Source organism: Lactococcus sp. LG606, from assembly GCF_017309645.1.
Classification (GTDB): Bacteria; Bacillota; Bacilli; order Lactobacillales; family Streptococcaceae; genus Lactococcus; species Lactococcus petauri.
The window spans coordinates 1687629-1702210 of record NZ_CP071301.1; the positions used below are offsets into that span (position 1 = coordinate 1687629).

A 14582-nucleotide genomic window follows, 5' to 3' on the forward strand; every position below is an offset into this window, starting at 1 on the left:
AAAAATAGACCACATGGTCTATTTTTTTATTTATTCGGTCTCACGCCTTCTGGCCACCAAAGTTTAATCAGCGCCTGAGTGCCATCATTTTCATATCCTTTTTCTGCTAAACGATCATAAAGTTTTTTCGCTCCTGCTGTGGCAGGAAGTTCAATCCCCATTTTTTCAGCCTCAGCTAAAGCAATTCCTAAATCTTTAATAAAATGTTTAACGAAGAAACCCGCGCTAAAGTCCTCACGTAAAATACGCGGTGCATAATTAGTCATTGACCAAGTGGCTGCCGAGCCTCCTCCTACTGTTTGAAGAACTTTTTCCACATCTAAACCAGCTTTATCTGCATAAACCATCAGCTCTGTCATTGCAGTCATCGTTCCTGCAATAGCAATTTGGTTAGCCATTTTGGTATGTTGACCCGCTCCTGCTGCTCCTTGACGTGTAATCGTTTTGCCGATAGCTTCAAAGTAAGGCAAGAGATGTTCATAGGCTTCTTCCTCACCACCTACCATAATTGTTAAGCTGGCATTCTTTGCCCCAATGTCACCTCCCGATACCGGAGCATCTAAAGCCGAAGCTCCCGCTTCTTTTGCAGCATGATAAATCTCTTGAGCCAAAGCCGGCTCTGATGTCGTCATATCCACCAAAAACGTGTCGTGTACATCTGCCTTAAATACACCTTTTTCGCCGAAATAAATTTCGCGAACATCTTTGGGATAGCCTACAATAGAAAAAACAATATCCGTTACTTCTGCAATTTCTTGCGGTGTCGCGCAGTAAGTTGCTCCACGCGCTACTAAAGATTCAGTTTTTGCTTTTGTTCTATTATAAACATACAGTTCATTGCCTGCATCAAGTAGATGACCTGCCATTGCTGCGCCCATTACTCCTGTACCGATAAATCCGATTTTTGCCATGATTTCTCCTTTATTTGTTCAATCTTCTTTGCCTTGCTACTGTTCGACGTAAGGCTTTAATCTTTTGATTACGATAATCTTCTAATTTATAGCTTTTCAGCAATTTTTCAATCCCAACACGTGTTAAACCTACTTCCTCTCCTATACTTGCTAGAGCACGGAGGGGATTTTCATCTATACGCTCCTGTAGCTCTTCTTTTGTCAATCTTCTTGCCATATATTCACCTCTTAAATAAAAAATCCCGCCTAAGCGAGATTGTAACTGGTTATGGGGGAGAGGGGATTTGAACCCCCACGCCCTTACGAGCACATGCACCTGAAGCATGCGTGTCTGCCATTCCACCACTCCCCCAGCACTACCTATAATACCAGTTTCAATAGTGTTTTGCAAGAAATAGCTTACGCACCTGTATGCCCTAAAAGGATAGCTATAATCAATACAGCGAGTACCATCATCGTAATAATGACATACATTTTATCACCTTCTTTTGCAAAGGCAAAAATAGAAGCAACTACCCGAAGGACAGGTGTTAAAATCAAAAGAAACAGACCAGTCATAAGCCAAGCGAAGGCTTTAAAAGCGACAAGCCCCTCTGCAATTTCCGACAAGCCTCGAGGATAAGTCGTCCCGGGGTAACCAGAATGCCCCGTGAAAACAAACATAATTAAACCAATAATGATAATTGCCGAGCTAATAAACACACCCGCTCTTAAAATTTTTCCTATTCTGAGTTCAATTTCAAGTAATTTTTCTTTTTCTTCCGTCATAAACCAAGTCCTTTAAGTATCATTTGTAAAGCCATAAGACCAATTACAGGAATAAATATCAAGCGAATCGTCCGAGCAGGCAAATGTGGCATAATACGCGAACCAATAGCTGCGCCAGCTACAATTCCTATCGCTAAAGGTCCTGCTAAGGACGGATCAACATAGCCGTTAAAGAAGTAGATCGTCGCTGAAGCTGCTGCAGTTACCCCAATCATGAGATTTGAGGTTGCAGTTGACGGTTTTAATGGCATTTTCATCGTTGTATCCATAGCTAAAACCTTAAATGCCCCCGAACCTATTCCTAAAAGTCCTGAAGCTATTCCTGCACCAAACATAATCGATGCACCAGCTGGGACTTTTTCCACTTGATAAGCGACCTCTTTTCCTGTTTGCTTATCAAAGTAAGAAGAATTAAGCTTCATCTTTTCTGCCCATTTGTCTGAGGTAACATTTTGCAAGACTTTTTCACCTTGATGTAGCTTACGCCACATATTATAGGCTTGAAAAATCAATAAACAAGCAAAAAGTATATTTAATACCGCAGCATTAAACAGTCCGGCCAAAATCGCTCCTAGTAATCCACCAATTGTGGTAAAAATTTCTAAAAACATGGCGACCCGAACATTGACCAGATCATCTTTCAAATAAGAAATGGCAGCACCTGAACTCGTTGCAATAACAGCGACAATACTTGCACCGATTGCATATTTTATATCAACCCCAAAAAAAGAGGTAATAATCGGTGTGATGATAATTCCACCACCGAGACCTAAAATGCTTCCTACAATACCGGCAACAACGCCAAGTATGAGCATGCAAAGTGTAAAAGTTAATAAAGACATATTCCTATTCTATCACTTTCATTCGAAAGAATCTCAGTTGGAGGGCGCAAAGATATTTTTGTGATATAATTTTCTTAGTAGTAAATTTTTCTCATATAAGGAAATCATTATGAATCGTAAAGAGCTTGAAGAGAGACTTCAAAAAGAATTAAATTTACCTTTTTATCGTGCTAAAATTGCTGAGCGTGATTATACTGAAGCTGAGTATCAAGATATAAAGACCCAGTTAAATAAAGACTATCTGGATTATGTTGATACTTATATCGACTATGCTGAAAATGATGTTTGATAATCAATAGAAAGAAGAGACTTATGAGTAAACAAGTACTTTTTACCATGTTCGGGGCTACTGGTGACCTCGCAAAACGGAAACTTTATCCCGCTCTTTTCCAACTTTATAAAAAAGGCGAAATTGCAGAAAATTTTGCAGTGATTGGTACTGCTCGTCGCCCATGGACCGATGAGTATTATCGCCAAATCGTTATGGAATCTTTAGCTGGTTTAAGCAGTGACCAAGAAGAACTCAATGACTTCTCGAGCCACTTCTACTATCAAAGCCATGATGTAAATGACAGCAGTCACTATCATGCCCTCAAGGAGCTCGGAGATGAACTCCGAGAAAAGTATAATACTGCTTGCAACCAAGTTTTCTATCTGGCTATGGCGCCACAATTTTTCTCAATCATTGCTAACCACCTCAAATCAGAAAAGATTCTGACAGGTAAAGGTTTTGAACGTGTGATTATCGAAAAGCCTTTCGGAAGTGATTTGGAAACAGCTCAAGAACTGAATACTGCACTTAAAGATGTCTTTTCAGAAGATCAAACCTTCCGTATTGACCACTATCTCGGAAAAGAAATGATTCAATCCGTTTCGGCTATCCGCTTTGCCAACCAAATGTTTGAATCCATCTGGGACAAGGACCACATCGATAATATACAGATTACTTTTGCTGAAAGTATTGGCGTTGAAGATCGCGGTGGTTATTACGAAACGAGCGGCGCGCTCAAGGATATGATTCAAAATCATGTGCTTCAAGTTTTGGCTTTACTGGCTATGGAAAAGCCTCAAACTTTTACACAAAAAAACATTTTGAACGAAAAGGTTAAGGCCCTTCATAGCATTCGTAAATATTCCAAACAAGAAGCGCTTGAAGCTTTCATCCCTGGACAATATATTGAGGGTAAGATTGACGGTAAGAACTTTGTAGATTATCGTTCTGAACCCTCTGTAGCGCCAGATTCTAACACAGAAACTTTTGTCGCTGGAAAATTCCTTATTGATAATGACCGTTGGGCTGGTGTTCCTTTCTACGTACGTAGTGGAAAACGTCTGACAGAAAAAGGAACACGAATTAACATTGTTTTCAAACAAGACCCTAATAATATTTTTGATACAGATCTTGGGGAAAACATCCTTACCATTTATATCCAACCTACTGAAGGTTTCTCCCTTACAATTAATGGGAAAGAAGTTGGCCAAGGATTCAATATCGCGCCTATCAAATTGGGCTACCGTCATGATGCAGCAATTTTAGGAAATTCTCCTGAAGCTTATGAAAAACTCTTGCTTGACGTTTTACATGGTGATGGCACTAACTTCTCCCACTGGGAAGAAGTTTCCCGTTCTTGGGAACTTATTGATGTTATCCGCCAAGCATGGGATGAAGCGCATCAAGATCTTCCGAAATACCCAGCAGCAAGCATGGGACCACAGGAAGCCTTTGAACTTCTCAAAAAAGATGGAAGACAGTGGATCTGGCAACCTGATCAATGGTATAAAGAACGCAGTTTAATGTAAATAAAAAAAAGAAACTTCATTGAGGTTTCTTTTTTTCCACACATTTATTCACAGTTTTCCACATTTTTGTGAATAAGGTGTGTAAAACTGTGGAAAACTTGGGATAAGTAGAACAATACAGTGGAAAACCTCAGGAAAAGTCCAATAATAGAAAATAACTCTGCCTCTGCAGAGTTATAATCTTGTATTCCATTTAGGATAGCCGTATTTCCGAATCAACTTTTTCCACACACGGCGTTCACGCCAGCGGTTAAACTTGGTACTCCAACCATCAGACTCTACCAATTGTTTCACAAGAATACTGCGAACCCCAGCACGGTGTGCAGCTCGAATATCTGTCATTAATTGGTCACCAACCATAATGACATGGTCCGGTCGTTCGTTAAGTTTAACTAAGGCTTTATTTATTCCCCAAGCAAAAGGTTTCATCGCACGCGAAACAAAATCAACATCAAACTTAGCTACCGCACGTTTGACACGGTCATGTTTATTATTTGAGACAACAATAACCTTTATACCATTTGTACGCATTGTTTGTAGCCATTGATGCAATTCGGGTGTTCCATCGGGATTATTCCAAGCAATAAGTGTATTATCTAAGTCCACCATAATTCCTCGAATATCTCGCTTTTTTAATTTTTCCACATCCAAGTTATACACAGCTTCTAGAAGATAGTCTGGTTTATAATTCACAAGTTTCATAAAAACATTATACCAAATACAGCAGCATTTACCTAATTGATAAACAAAAAAACTGTCTAACGACAGCTTTTTTATTTAAATTTATCGAAAAATCCTTTTTTCTGTTCTGATACATTTTGTCCGCTAGCTTTTGCAAACTCACGCAAAGCATCACGTTGAGCATCATTCAATTTTTCTGGTGTTACAATATTAATCACAACGTGTTGATCACCTTGACCACTACCACGTAATTTAGGTGCACCTTTACCTTTAAGTCGGAAATTAGTACCTGTTTGCGTACCAGCAGGAATCTTCAACTTCACATTACCGTGAACAGTTGGAACTTCAATCTCATCCCCTAAGGCTGCCTGAACAAAGTTCAATGGCATCTTGTAATAAATTTCGCTACCATCACGTTCAAACTTATCACTTGCAGCAACTTGGAAACGGACATAGAGATCACCGTAAGGGCCACCATTTGTCCCAGCATCACCTTGACCTTGGAGGCGCATTTGTTGACCTGATTCCACACCAGCCGGTACTTTTACCTTAACTGTGTGTGCCAATTTTTCGTGACCTGTACCGTGACATGTTGGACAAGGAGATTTGATTTCCTTACCTGTACCATGACAAACATCACAGACGACATTTGTTGACATACGCCCTAATGGAGTGTCGCGAATAACTTGTGTTTGTCCTCGTCCATGACATTTATGACATGTTTCAGCATGAGTACCTGGTTTGGCACCTGAACCTGCACAAGTGTGACAAAGCTCTTCGCGATGGTATTTGATTTCTTTCTCAACACCAAAAATAGCTTCTTCAAATGTCAAATTGATACGATATTGTAGGTCATCTCCTTGACGTGGTGCATTTGGATCAGCTTGGCCACCGCCTCCACCAAAGAAGCTTGAGAAAATATCCTCAAAACCGCCAAAGCCGCCTGCACTTTGGAAACCGTCAAAGCCAGAGAAACCACCTTGACCTCCGCCAAAACCACCATTAGCACCTGCAGCACCATATTGATCGTAGCTGGCACGTTTTTGTTCATCACTTAAAGTTTCATAAGCTTCTTGAACCTCTTTGTACTTGTCTTCTGCACCCGGGTCTTTATTAATATCTGGGTGATACTTTTTAGACATCTTTCGATAAGCTTTTTTAATTTCGTCTTGGCTGGCATTTTTATCCACACCTAGGCGTTCGTAAAATTCTGTGTTATTCATATGATTTAAACCTTCTTGACATGGAATTTTTAGAGATTTACTTGGTTTTTCAACCACTTACTCTCTAAAAGTAGACTATATTCACTTCTACCATAATCTATTTTAGCATTTTTTATGACTTTTGGCAAAAAAATTAGCACTCTTATATAAAGAGTGCTAAATCCTAGAGATAAAAAATACAAACCGTAGTTTGTATTTAAATTTTATTTAATTATGGTCGAATGAAACTTACACCAGCTGTTGAACATTCACGTGTTGTTCCCCAACCGCCGTTGAAGTTTCCTTCAATAACTGTCATTTTTGAACCAGATACAGAAAGAACAACTGCAACGTGTCCTACGCCGCCTGCGCCTTGATTACCTGGAGGGAATACAGCAATTGTACCTGCTGCAGGTCCACTGTTTGCATAAGCCACCCAGTCACCAGCATTTCCCATGTATGTTGGCATGTTACCACCAAAGTAGTCCCAAACAAATGCAGTACATTGACCAGCTGGATAAGGGTTAGTACCACTGTGTCCTGGGTCTGGATCTGGTGTTGGTATCGGAGTTGGATCTGGTGTTGGCGTTGGTTTAGAAGAATTACCATTGCCACCTGTATTATTTCCAGTAGATGGTGTAGACGAATTGCTATTGTCAGCAGTATTATTAGCAGCTGGAGCTGGATTAGAAGCTGCAGGTGCTGCAGCTACAGCTTTTTCTTGTTGAGCTACTACAGACTTCGCTGCTGCTGCTTTTTCTGCTGCTGCTGCTTTTTGAGCTGCTTTTTCTGCTGCTGCTTTTTGGCTCAATAAATCTTGTTTTTTGCCTTCTGCAGTAGTTACTGTAGCTTGGTAGTCTAACTGAGCAACTTTGAGAGCAGCTTCTTGTGTCGCCAACTCATTAGCTTGTGCGTCTAACTCTTGTTGAAGTTTTGTTGCTTCAGCATATTTCTTTTGGTTATCAGCTAACTTCGTTTGAATAGCTTTTTGGTCAGCTTGTTGTTGCTCAATCATTGACTTGTTAGCGCCAGCAACAGTTGCCATTGCTGTCATTTTTTGAATCGCATCTGTTAAAGATTTTGAGTCTAGTACAGCAGACATATAGTTTGTTGCTGAACCATCAGTTTGTGCACTACGTGCTTGAGCTTCAAGGGCAGTATTGCGCTCCTTGATACTCTCACTCAACTTTTGAATCTGTTGTGATTGTTCCTTTTGTTGAGCCATCAACTCATTAACTTTTTTAGTCATTGATGTTTGCTTTGATTTTAAAGTGCTTACTTGTGATTGAATTGAATCAACTTGTGATTGCGCTTTAGCAGCTTCATTCTTTGCATTAGCGATTTTTGAATCTTGTTGTGCAATTTTTGAATCTGTTGAATCAGCCTTTACGGCAGCAAAAGGTGCGCCAGCCGTAAGCACGACTGTCGAGAGCATCAATGCTGTAATAAGTTTTTTCTTCATAAAATTTTAAATTTGCCTCCCTAGGTTAGTTCGGTGAATATAGTATATTGTATCATGTGCCTTCACCTGTTTTGTAACAAATCAATTACAGTTACGTTTAAGTTTGTTTCTGTCGGTTTCTGTTTTTTATCAATGCACAAAAAAACAAGCAATATTTCATTACTTGTTTTGAGTTATTTCTTATGGGCGGATGAAACTTACACCTGCAGCTGAAACTTCACGAGTTGTGCGGATACCGAGGCCTCCACCATTAGGACCTGAGAAGTTTGTTTCTGAGACAGTAAGTTTATCACCATTTACAGCTGTGACCACAGCAACGTGACCTACGCCACCTGCGCCTTGGTTACCTGGAGGGAATACCGCAATTGTACCAACTGCTGGTCCACTATTTGCGTAAACTACCCAGTCACCGGCGTTACCAGCGTAAGTAGGAATACTTCCACCGAAGTATTCCCAAACACCCCAAGTACATTGTCCCCAAGGGTAAGGATTGCTCAAGCTTGTTCCTGGAGTACTTGATGAACCTGAACCACCAGATACATTATTATTGTTAGTATTATTTGAACCAGTATCAGTAGTTGTAGTTGAGTTTGAACCAGTATTCGTAGTTGTTGTGTTATTGTTTGATGCTGGTTTGCTTTCTTCTACAGCTGGCGTTGATGCTGCTGGTGCAGAAGCCGCTGGAGTAGTCTCAACAGGTGCTGTAACAACAGGTACTGTTTCTGTATTTACTGTACTTGCATCTGATTTATTTTCGCTCTTAGATGCTGCAGCTTGTTCTGTTTGTGCTTTTTGAGCAGCTTGAGCAGCTTGTTCAGCTTTAGCTTGTTGAGCTTCCACTTCTGCAGCTTTTTTAGCTGCAGCTTCTTGGGCAGCTACTGCAGCTGCTTTTTGATCAATCAAACTTTGTTTTTTACTCTCAGAGTTAGCAATTGTTGTTTGATAATTTAACTGAGCAACTTTGAGGGCGGCTTCTTGGCTTGCCAACTCGTTACTTTGTGTTTCTAACTCTTGTTGAAGTTTTGTAGCTTTAGCGTATTTTGCTTCATTATCTTTCAACTTAGCTTGAATAGCTTTTTCATCTTCTTGTTGCTTTTCAAGCATGGCTTTGTTAGCACCAGAAACGGTTGCCATCGCTGTCATTTTTTGAATTGCATCAGTCAAAGATTTTGAATCCAAGATAGTAGACATATAGTCTGTCGCTGAACCGCTTGTTTGAGCGCTACGTGCTTGTGCTTCAAGAGCTGTGTTACGTTCTTTGATGTCTTTGTGCAAACGAGCAATCTCTGCTGATTGTTCTTTTTGCTCCTTCATCAATTTATTTACTTCATTTGCTGTTGAAGTTTTTTTAGATTGTAAGCTATTTACTTGTGATTGAATCGCATCTACTTTTGCTTGCGCTTCAGCAGAAGAACTTTTAGCAGCGCTGATTGCTGCATCTTGCTTTGCGATTTGATCGTCTGTGCTGTCCGCTTTTACCGCTCCAAGGCTTGCACCCGAAGATAAAATGACTGTCGACAACATCAATGCTGTGATAAGTTTCTTTTTCATAGTTTTCTTTTCTTCCCGTTTTCTATAATTTATAAATATAACGCCAAGATAGTCCCAAGTATAACACTCTTTTATAACTTAATCAAGTCAATTTAATTTCTTTAAGAATACTTTTTTTACCCTTTGATTACAAAAAGATGTTCACCGAAGGCGATACATCTTTTCTAAAGGCCATTGCAGCAGTATTGCAAAGGCAATATTTAGGGCTAACGTTGGTGCAAGTTGCCTAACGATAAATGAGACAAAATTGACATTGACAACACCGACTAAGTTAACAATAAGCGTACTTAAAACTTGAAAAGCAAAAACAATGATAATCACTGTAAATAAACGTGTCCAACGATTGGTAAAGACAACCGTTTGGATTTGATAAACGAAAAGAGCAATAAGAGGTAAAATCAAACTTGCAATACCAAAAATTCCCAAAAAGTAGCTGTCATAGATAATTCCCAAAAGAACACCTACGATAAGAACATAGCTATGACGGTGCTGTGTCACAGTATATACCATAAAAATGAGCAACAAGTGGCTTACAGGCATAATACTTCCACCAGACAAAGCCGTAAAGAAATGCGTCAGCTGCCCATCAAGCAAGAGTAGGAAAAAAAGAAATAAGGGACTAAAAAACTGGAAGCTAAAACGACTCATATTTAGTTGCCTCCAATCATGCCTTGAATCACAAAGACAAACCGGATATCATACAAATTGCTGGCAGGTTTCACATATACTTTACGGTTCAAGCCTTGATCTGTCTCTTTAACATCAATTACGGTTCCAAGCAAGAGACCACGCGGCGAATCACCTCCAAGACCGCTAGTAACAACTTGGCTTCCCTTTTCGATATTACCTTCCCCTACTAAAGAAGTGACAACATAAGCATTCTGATCATCATCATAACTCGCAAGAAGTCCATTTACTGGATCACTCGGGCTACCAAGGCGAACGGGGATTTTAGCGTCAATACCTTTATCGGAGCTCAACAAGGAAACTTTAGAGGAATTTTCGTTTACCTGACTTACACGCCCAATAACACCCCCATTAGCCATGACGAGTTGACGGTTTTTGATGCCTTGTTTACTGCCGCTATCAATTACGAGCGTATCTGCCCAACTGGCCGGATTACGGGTAATCACATTTGCAGAAATACTCTTATAGTCTGTTAATGTTTCTTGAAGCTTCAATGCTTCTTTTAATTCTTTATTTTCAACTTCTAGACTTTCTTGGTTATTTTTTGAACTACTTAAGTCTGCCACCTGCGTTTTTAGGGACTGATTTTGCTTGTATGTATCAAAAAGATTGCCCACTTGATTGGCTTTGTCTTGAACAAAGCGGATCGGTGCACCAATGATTCTGTCTATGGTTCCTGTACCATCATTAATAATTTGTGTCATCGTTGATGGATTTTTATTATTTTTAAAATTATCAGCCGAGATGAAGATTGCTGTAAATGCTGAAATAACAATAATTAAGGCGATAATAATCATTTTACTAAGATTGAATTTTTTCACTGTTCATATTTCCCTTCGCAAGAGCTTTGTTTAGCCTCTTTATTTTATCAAAATTGTCAACTTTTTGATAGAATATAATTAAATTTTCTTCTATAAAATTGTATCGGAGGTCCGTAAATATGACACAACAAGAAATTCCAGTCTTCGGTGAAAAAATTGCCGGAGTTGATTACCAATACCGCTATGGAGTGTATGGTATTGTTTCACGTGAAAACAAGAGCCAAATCTGTCTTGTGCAAGCACCAAACGGAGCCTTTTTTCTCCCTGGTGGAGAAATTGAAGCAGATGAAAACCATGCTCGCGCCTTAGAAAGAGAACTTCTGGAAGAGTTAGGTGCGACTGCGACTTTAGGACGTTATTTCGGACAGGCCGACGAATATTTTTATAGCTCACATCGGGATAAATATTTTTGCAATCCTGCTTATATCTACGAGACTTTGGAAGTTCATTTTGATCAGGCTCCTCTTGAGGATTTCAATAAAATTTTCTGGTTTGACGTTCCGACTGCTTTGGTTAAACTCAAGCGCGGTTCTCATAAGTGGGGCGTAGAACAATGGCTTAAGAACAAATAAAAAGAAGGAGCACACTCCTTCTTTTTATTTTTCTATAAGTTTAACTCCGCCTTGTCCTGCAACAATAACTTTTTTGACCATGTTATTAAACAAACCATGTTCGACAACTCCCACTGTTAAATCAAGCTCTTCAGCCAGCTTTTCTGGCTCAGTAATCTTCTCAATATGCAAATCAATAATATAATGTTGCATATCAGTGATGAGCTTGTCTTGGGCATTCATCCGCCATGTTGGTGCATAACCAGCCGCTGCAAATTTTCGGAACAACTGCTCTGATCCGTAAGGGATAACTTCGACAGGAACTTTAAAACTGCCAAGATTTTCTGAAAGTTTACTTTCATCAACAATCCAAATATAATCTTTAGAATATGTTGCAACGATTTTTTCCATCAGCAAGGCCGCACCACCACCTTTAATACCATTAAGGTCAGTATCAATTTCATCTGCACCGTCTACTGTCAAATCAACATAATCCACTTCATCAATTGATTTTAAAGGGATATTAAGACTTGCAGCTTGCTGACTGGTTACATTTGACGTCGTTACTCCAACAATATCTAAACCTTCTTCTTTAACACGGCGCCCCAATTCTTCCACAAAGAAAGCTGCCGTTGAACCTGTTCCCAATCCAACAATCATACCAGACTTCACGTACTCAGCTGCTTTTATACCTACTTGTTTTTTTAAATTTTCCATTTGTAAAATCCCTTCAAATACTCTTCTCAATCATTATAACAAAAAAGCGAAAATAACTCGCTTTTTATTTGAATATCTAAGTTTTTCTTAAACCTTTCAAAGCCACTACATTAGCTACATAAAATACAAGAGCAAGCATTCCTAAAATAAACAGGTTGTTTCCAATTTGAGAGAAACCTTCGCCTTGTTTCACTACTTTTTGAAGTGCATCAACGCCATAATACAGAGGCATAAGATGTGCAATCCAGCGTAAGGGCGCTGCCATTGTGTCGACATTAATAATACCTGAAAAAAGGAATTGTGGTACGACAGCTATCGGAACAAACTGAATAAATTGAAATTCAGTTTTCGCAAGGGCAGACAACAAAAGTCCAATCAACAGCGCAATCAGAGCAATCAATAAATTAATCAACAAGACTAATATAAAGTTCCCCAAAATCTGCATTTGTAAAACATAACGTGTCCAAAGTACAATTAAGCTTGTTTGAAGTAGTGCGAGGAAACCGTAGGCTAAAGTATAACCTGCCACAATTTCAGTACGTCTTACAGGTGTAACCAGCATTCGCATAAGTGTACCACTGCTTCGTTCATTAACAAGTGAAATGCCTGATATTAAAAAGACAAAGAAGAAAACGAAGAAACTTACCAGCAGTGGCGCTAGATTATCAAACATACTCAGGGAACTGTCACCATAAAGATAATGACTTTTTATATTCAGAGCTAGTGTTTCTAACGAGTCTTGCGGCACTTTTTCTGCAGAACTTTTTGCTTGGTTTTCTCGCATACTCGCTGGGATCTTTTGAGCAATTTGTCCAATCATCTGAGTAAGTGCCTGTGTTTTTGACGTATCTCTATTTGCATAAGTTACTTCTATTTCATTTCCTACCAGCTGTATCAGAGCATCTAAATTGTGAGTATTTACTGTTTCTCGAGTGTTTAACGTTTCTCCTATTTCAATCACTTTTAGTTTTTCGTTCTGCTTGAGAACTTGTGCTAAAACAGGTTGGTTTTCTTGTAGACCTACACGATATTTTATATCCGAAGGAACTTGAAGAAGAAAATATAAAAGACTGATAATGCCAAGGGGAGCAAAGAAAAGTAAAGCCAAGCTTCGTTTATCTCTCAACCTTTGTAGCAGTATACGTTTAAAAATCGCTTTAATTCTCATCATAATCACCTGCTTGAATAAAGGCCTCTTCCACAGTAGTAACATGAAACTGGGATTTAAGGGCTTCAGGACTACCTTGGGCCACAAAGTGCCCGTCTCTTAATAAAACAACTCGATCACACCGCTCTGCCTCTTCCATTACGTGTGTCGTCAATAGAATAGCTTTGCCCATCTCTGCTTGTCGCTTAAGCTCTGTCCATATTTCCTGTCGAAGTTCTGGATCAATACCAACTGTGGGCTCATCTAGGCATAAGAGAGGAGCACCCGTCTGGAGAGCAATTGCTAAAGATAAGCGACGCTTCATTCCGCCAGAATATTTCGAAACAGCCTTGGACAAAGCTGATGTTAACCCAACGGTTTGAGCAGCTTTGAGCAGCTCCTCTTCACTTATTTTTCCTTGCAAGGCTCCAAAAAATTCCATATTTTGTTTCCCTGTAAGTTCTGTAAACAAGGCATCCGACTGTGCCATATAGCCAATTTTGCACAACACTTTGCGGTTAGGAATCGAGATATCAAGTAGTTTGATTTCTCCACTATTAGGAGCAACAATCCCGAGTAATGCATTCATAAAAGTTGACTTTCCCGAACCTGAAGGACCGATGAGTCCAACAATTTCTACTGCAAAGAGACTTAAAGATAGTTTTTTTAAAATCTCTTCTTTTTCAAATTGGACACTTAGATTTTTTACAGAAACTATTTCTTCCATAGCTACTCCTTGAGTTTTAAAATTTCCTCTTCTGTGAGCGGACGGTATGCTCCCTTAGTTAATTCCGGATCCAATCTTAAACTTCCCATACGTAACCGTTTGAGATAAGTTACCTTCATCCCTACAGCTTCAAACATTCGTTTGACCTGATGAAATTTACCTTCATGAATAATCAGGCGGATTTCACTTTTATTCTCCTCTGATTTCTCAATAAAAAGTTGACCTGGTTTGACGTTTTCTCCAGATTTCAAGGTCAAACCTGCTGCAAATTCTCGAACAGTCTCTTGTGTAACCTGGCCTTGGATTTGAGCAAAGTATTCTTTTTCTACATGTTTTTTAGGGCTCAGAAGATTATGGCTCAGTGGCCCATCATTTGTTAGCAACAGAAGGCCTTCTGTATCTTTATCTAAGCGCCCTACAGGGAAAAGATCTTCGCGAAAATCTTTTCCCTGTAATAATTCGACAACTGTTTTGTCCTTATTATCCTTCGTTGCCGAAACAACACCAGCGGGTTTATTAAGGAGGTAATAATAAAATTCTTGATAACCTATGGGTTGCCCATCATAATTTATAGAATCTTTATCTGGCTCAACATGTAGTTTGCCGTCTTTCACTTTCTGATCATTCACTGTCACTTTTCCTGTCTTGAGAATCACCTTAACTTCTTTACGTGATCCCAGCCCGGCTTCCGCCAAATATTTATCCAATCTCATAC

The 14582-nt window shown here is 39.4% G+C and carries 17 protein-coding genes and 1 tRNA gene; 3 read left to right on the forward strand and 15 right to left on the reverse strand.

What is annotated here, in order from left to right:
• Positions 1 to 26 precede the first annotated feature (26 nt).
• The 5 genes from J0J35_RS08320 to J0J35_RS08340 all read right to left on the reverse strand — a co-directional run bounded on the left by J0J35_RS08320 (position 27) and on the right by J0J35_RS08340 (position 2521).
• Entirely contained in the window at positions 27 to 911 is an 885-nt protein-coding gene (locus J0J35_RS08320) for an NAD(P)-dependent oxidoreductase (RefSeq protein WP_173817234.1), read from the reverse strand.
• Between the two features lie 10 nt (positions 912 to 921).
• Positions 922 to 1128 (reverse strand): hypothetical protein, encoded by a 207-nt coding sequence (locus J0J35_RS08325; protein ID WP_019291485.1) that lies wholly within the window; start codon positions 1126 to 1128, stop codon positions 922 to 924.
• A gap of 52 nt (positions 1129 to 1180) precedes the next feature.
• Positions 1181 to 1263: transfer RNA gene (locus J0J35_RS08330), tRNA-Leu, on the reverse strand.
• 47 nt (positions 1264 to 1310) lie between these two features.
• Positions 1311 to 1679, reverse strand: a complete 369-nt coding sequence (locus J0J35_RS08335) for a DUF1634 domain-containing protein (protein ID WP_019291484.1) — start codon at positions 1677 to 1679, stop codon at positions 1311 to 1313.
• A complete protein-coding gene (locus J0J35_RS08340; RefSeq protein WP_206916625.1) occupies positions 1676 to 2521 on the reverse strand; it encodes a sulfite exporter TauE/SafE family protein in 846 nt (281 codons plus the stop codon). The genes J0J35_RS08335 and J0J35_RS08340 overlap by 4 nt, the downstream gene beginning before the upstream one ends.
• A gap of 109 nt (positions 2522 to 2630) precedes the next feature.
• Here J0J35_RS08340 and J0J35_RS08345 point away from each other — a divergent pair, with 109 nt between their 5' ends.
• Complete coding sequence (locus tag J0J35_RS08345) at positions 2631 to 2810, forward strand: hypothetical protein (protein ID WP_019291482.1); 180 nt, start codon at positions 2631 to 2633, stop codon at positions 2808 to 2810.
• 23 nt (positions 2811 to 2833) lie between these two features.
• Positions 2834 to 4321, forward strand: coding sequence for a glucose-6-phosphate dehydrogenase (gene zwf / locus J0J35_RS08350; protein ID WP_206916626.1), 1488 nt, complete (start codon positions 2834 to 2836; stop codon positions 4319 to 4321).
• A gap of 174 nt (positions 4322 to 4495) precedes the next feature.
• On the opposite strand, the gene J0J35_RS08355 is transcribed toward zwf, so the two are convergent.
• The 6 genes from J0J35_RS08355 to mreC form a co-directional block, all read right to left on the reverse strand.
• Positions 4496 to 5023 carry a YqeG family HAD IIIA-type phosphatase gene (locus J0J35_RS08355; protein WP_206916628.1) on the reverse strand — a complete coding sequence of 176 codons (528 nt, stop codon included), beginning with the start codon at positions 5021 to 5023 and terminating at the stop codon, positions 4496 to 4498.
• Between the two features lie 71 nt (positions 5024 to 5094).
• Positions 5095 to 6225 carry a molecular chaperone DnaJ gene (gene dnaJ / locus J0J35_RS08360; RefSeq protein ID WP_029343495.1) on the reverse strand — a complete coding sequence of 377 codons (1131 nt, stop codon included), beginning with the start codon at positions 6223 to 6225 and terminating at the stop codon, positions 5095 to 5097.
• A 211-nt stretch (positions 6226 to 6436) separates the two neighbouring features.
• Positions 6437 to 7666, reverse strand: coding sequence for a CHAP domain-containing protein (locus J0J35_RS08365; RefSeq protein ID WP_173817237.1), 1230 nt, complete (start codon positions 7664 to 7666; stop codon positions 6437 to 6439).
• A 180-nt stretch (positions 7667 to 7846) separates the two neighbouring features.
• Positions 7847 to 9217: a CHAP domain-containing protein gene (locus J0J35_RS08370; RefSeq protein WP_019291477.1), complete on the reverse strand. Its 1371-nt coding sequence runs from the start codon at positions 9215 to 9217 to the stop codon at positions 7847 to 7849.
• A gap of 141 nt (positions 9218 to 9358) precedes the next feature.
• Entirely contained in the window at positions 9359 to 9865 is a 507-nt protein-coding gene (gene mreD, locus J0J35_RS08375; protein ID WP_019291476.1) for a rod shape-determining protein MreD, read from the reverse strand.
• 2 nt (positions 9866 to 9867) lie between these two features.
• Positions 9868 to 10725 carry a rod shape-determining protein MreC gene (gene mreC, locus J0J35_RS08380; RefSeq protein WP_019291475.1) on the reverse strand — a complete coding sequence of 286 codons (858 nt, stop codon included), beginning with the start codon at positions 10723 to 10725 and terminating at the stop codon, positions 9868 to 9870.
• A gap of 119 nt (positions 10726 to 10844) precedes the next feature.
• Between mreC and J0J35_RS08385 the strand changes: the two genes are divergently transcribed.
• Positions 10845 to 11297, forward strand: a complete 453-nt coding sequence (locus J0J35_RS08385) for an NUDIX domain-containing protein (protein WP_019291474.1) — start codon at positions 10845 to 10847, stop codon at positions 11295 to 11297.
• Positions 11298 to 11321: 24 nt separating this feature from the next.
• Here the strand turns inward: J0J35_RS08385 and rpiA are convergent, their stop codons facing one another.
• The 4 genes from rpiA to J0J35_RS08405 all read right to left on the reverse strand — a co-directional run bounded on the left by rpiA (position 11322) and on the right by J0J35_RS08405 (position 14580).
• Positions 11322 to 11993 carry a ribose-5-phosphate isomerase RpiA gene (gene rpiA / locus J0J35_RS08390; protein WP_019291473.1) on the reverse strand — a complete coding sequence of 224 codons (672 nt, stop codon included), beginning with the start codon at positions 11991 to 11993 and terminating at the stop codon, positions 11322 to 11324.
• A 76-nt stretch (positions 11994 to 12069) separates the two neighbouring features.
• A complete protein-coding gene (locus J0J35_RS08395; protein WP_198495156.1) occupies positions 12070 to 13161 on the reverse strand; it encodes an ABC transporter permease in 1092 nt (363 codons plus the stop codon).
• Complete coding sequence (locus J0J35_RS08400) at positions 13151 to 13867, reverse strand: ABC transporter ATP-binding protein (RefSeq protein WP_206916630.1); 717 nt, start codon at positions 13865 to 13867, stop codon at positions 13151 to 13153. The genes J0J35_RS08395 and J0J35_RS08400 overlap by 11 nt, the downstream gene beginning before the upstream one ends.
• 2 nt (positions 13868 to 13869) lie before the next feature.
• Positions 13870 to 14580 carry a pseudouridine synthase gene (locus J0J35_RS08405; protein WP_165707032.1) on the reverse strand — a complete coding sequence of 237 codons (711 nt, stop codon included), beginning with the start codon at positions 14578 to 14580 and terminating at the stop codon, positions 13870 to 13872.
• Between the last annotated feature and the right edge of the window lie 2 nt (positions 14581 to 14582).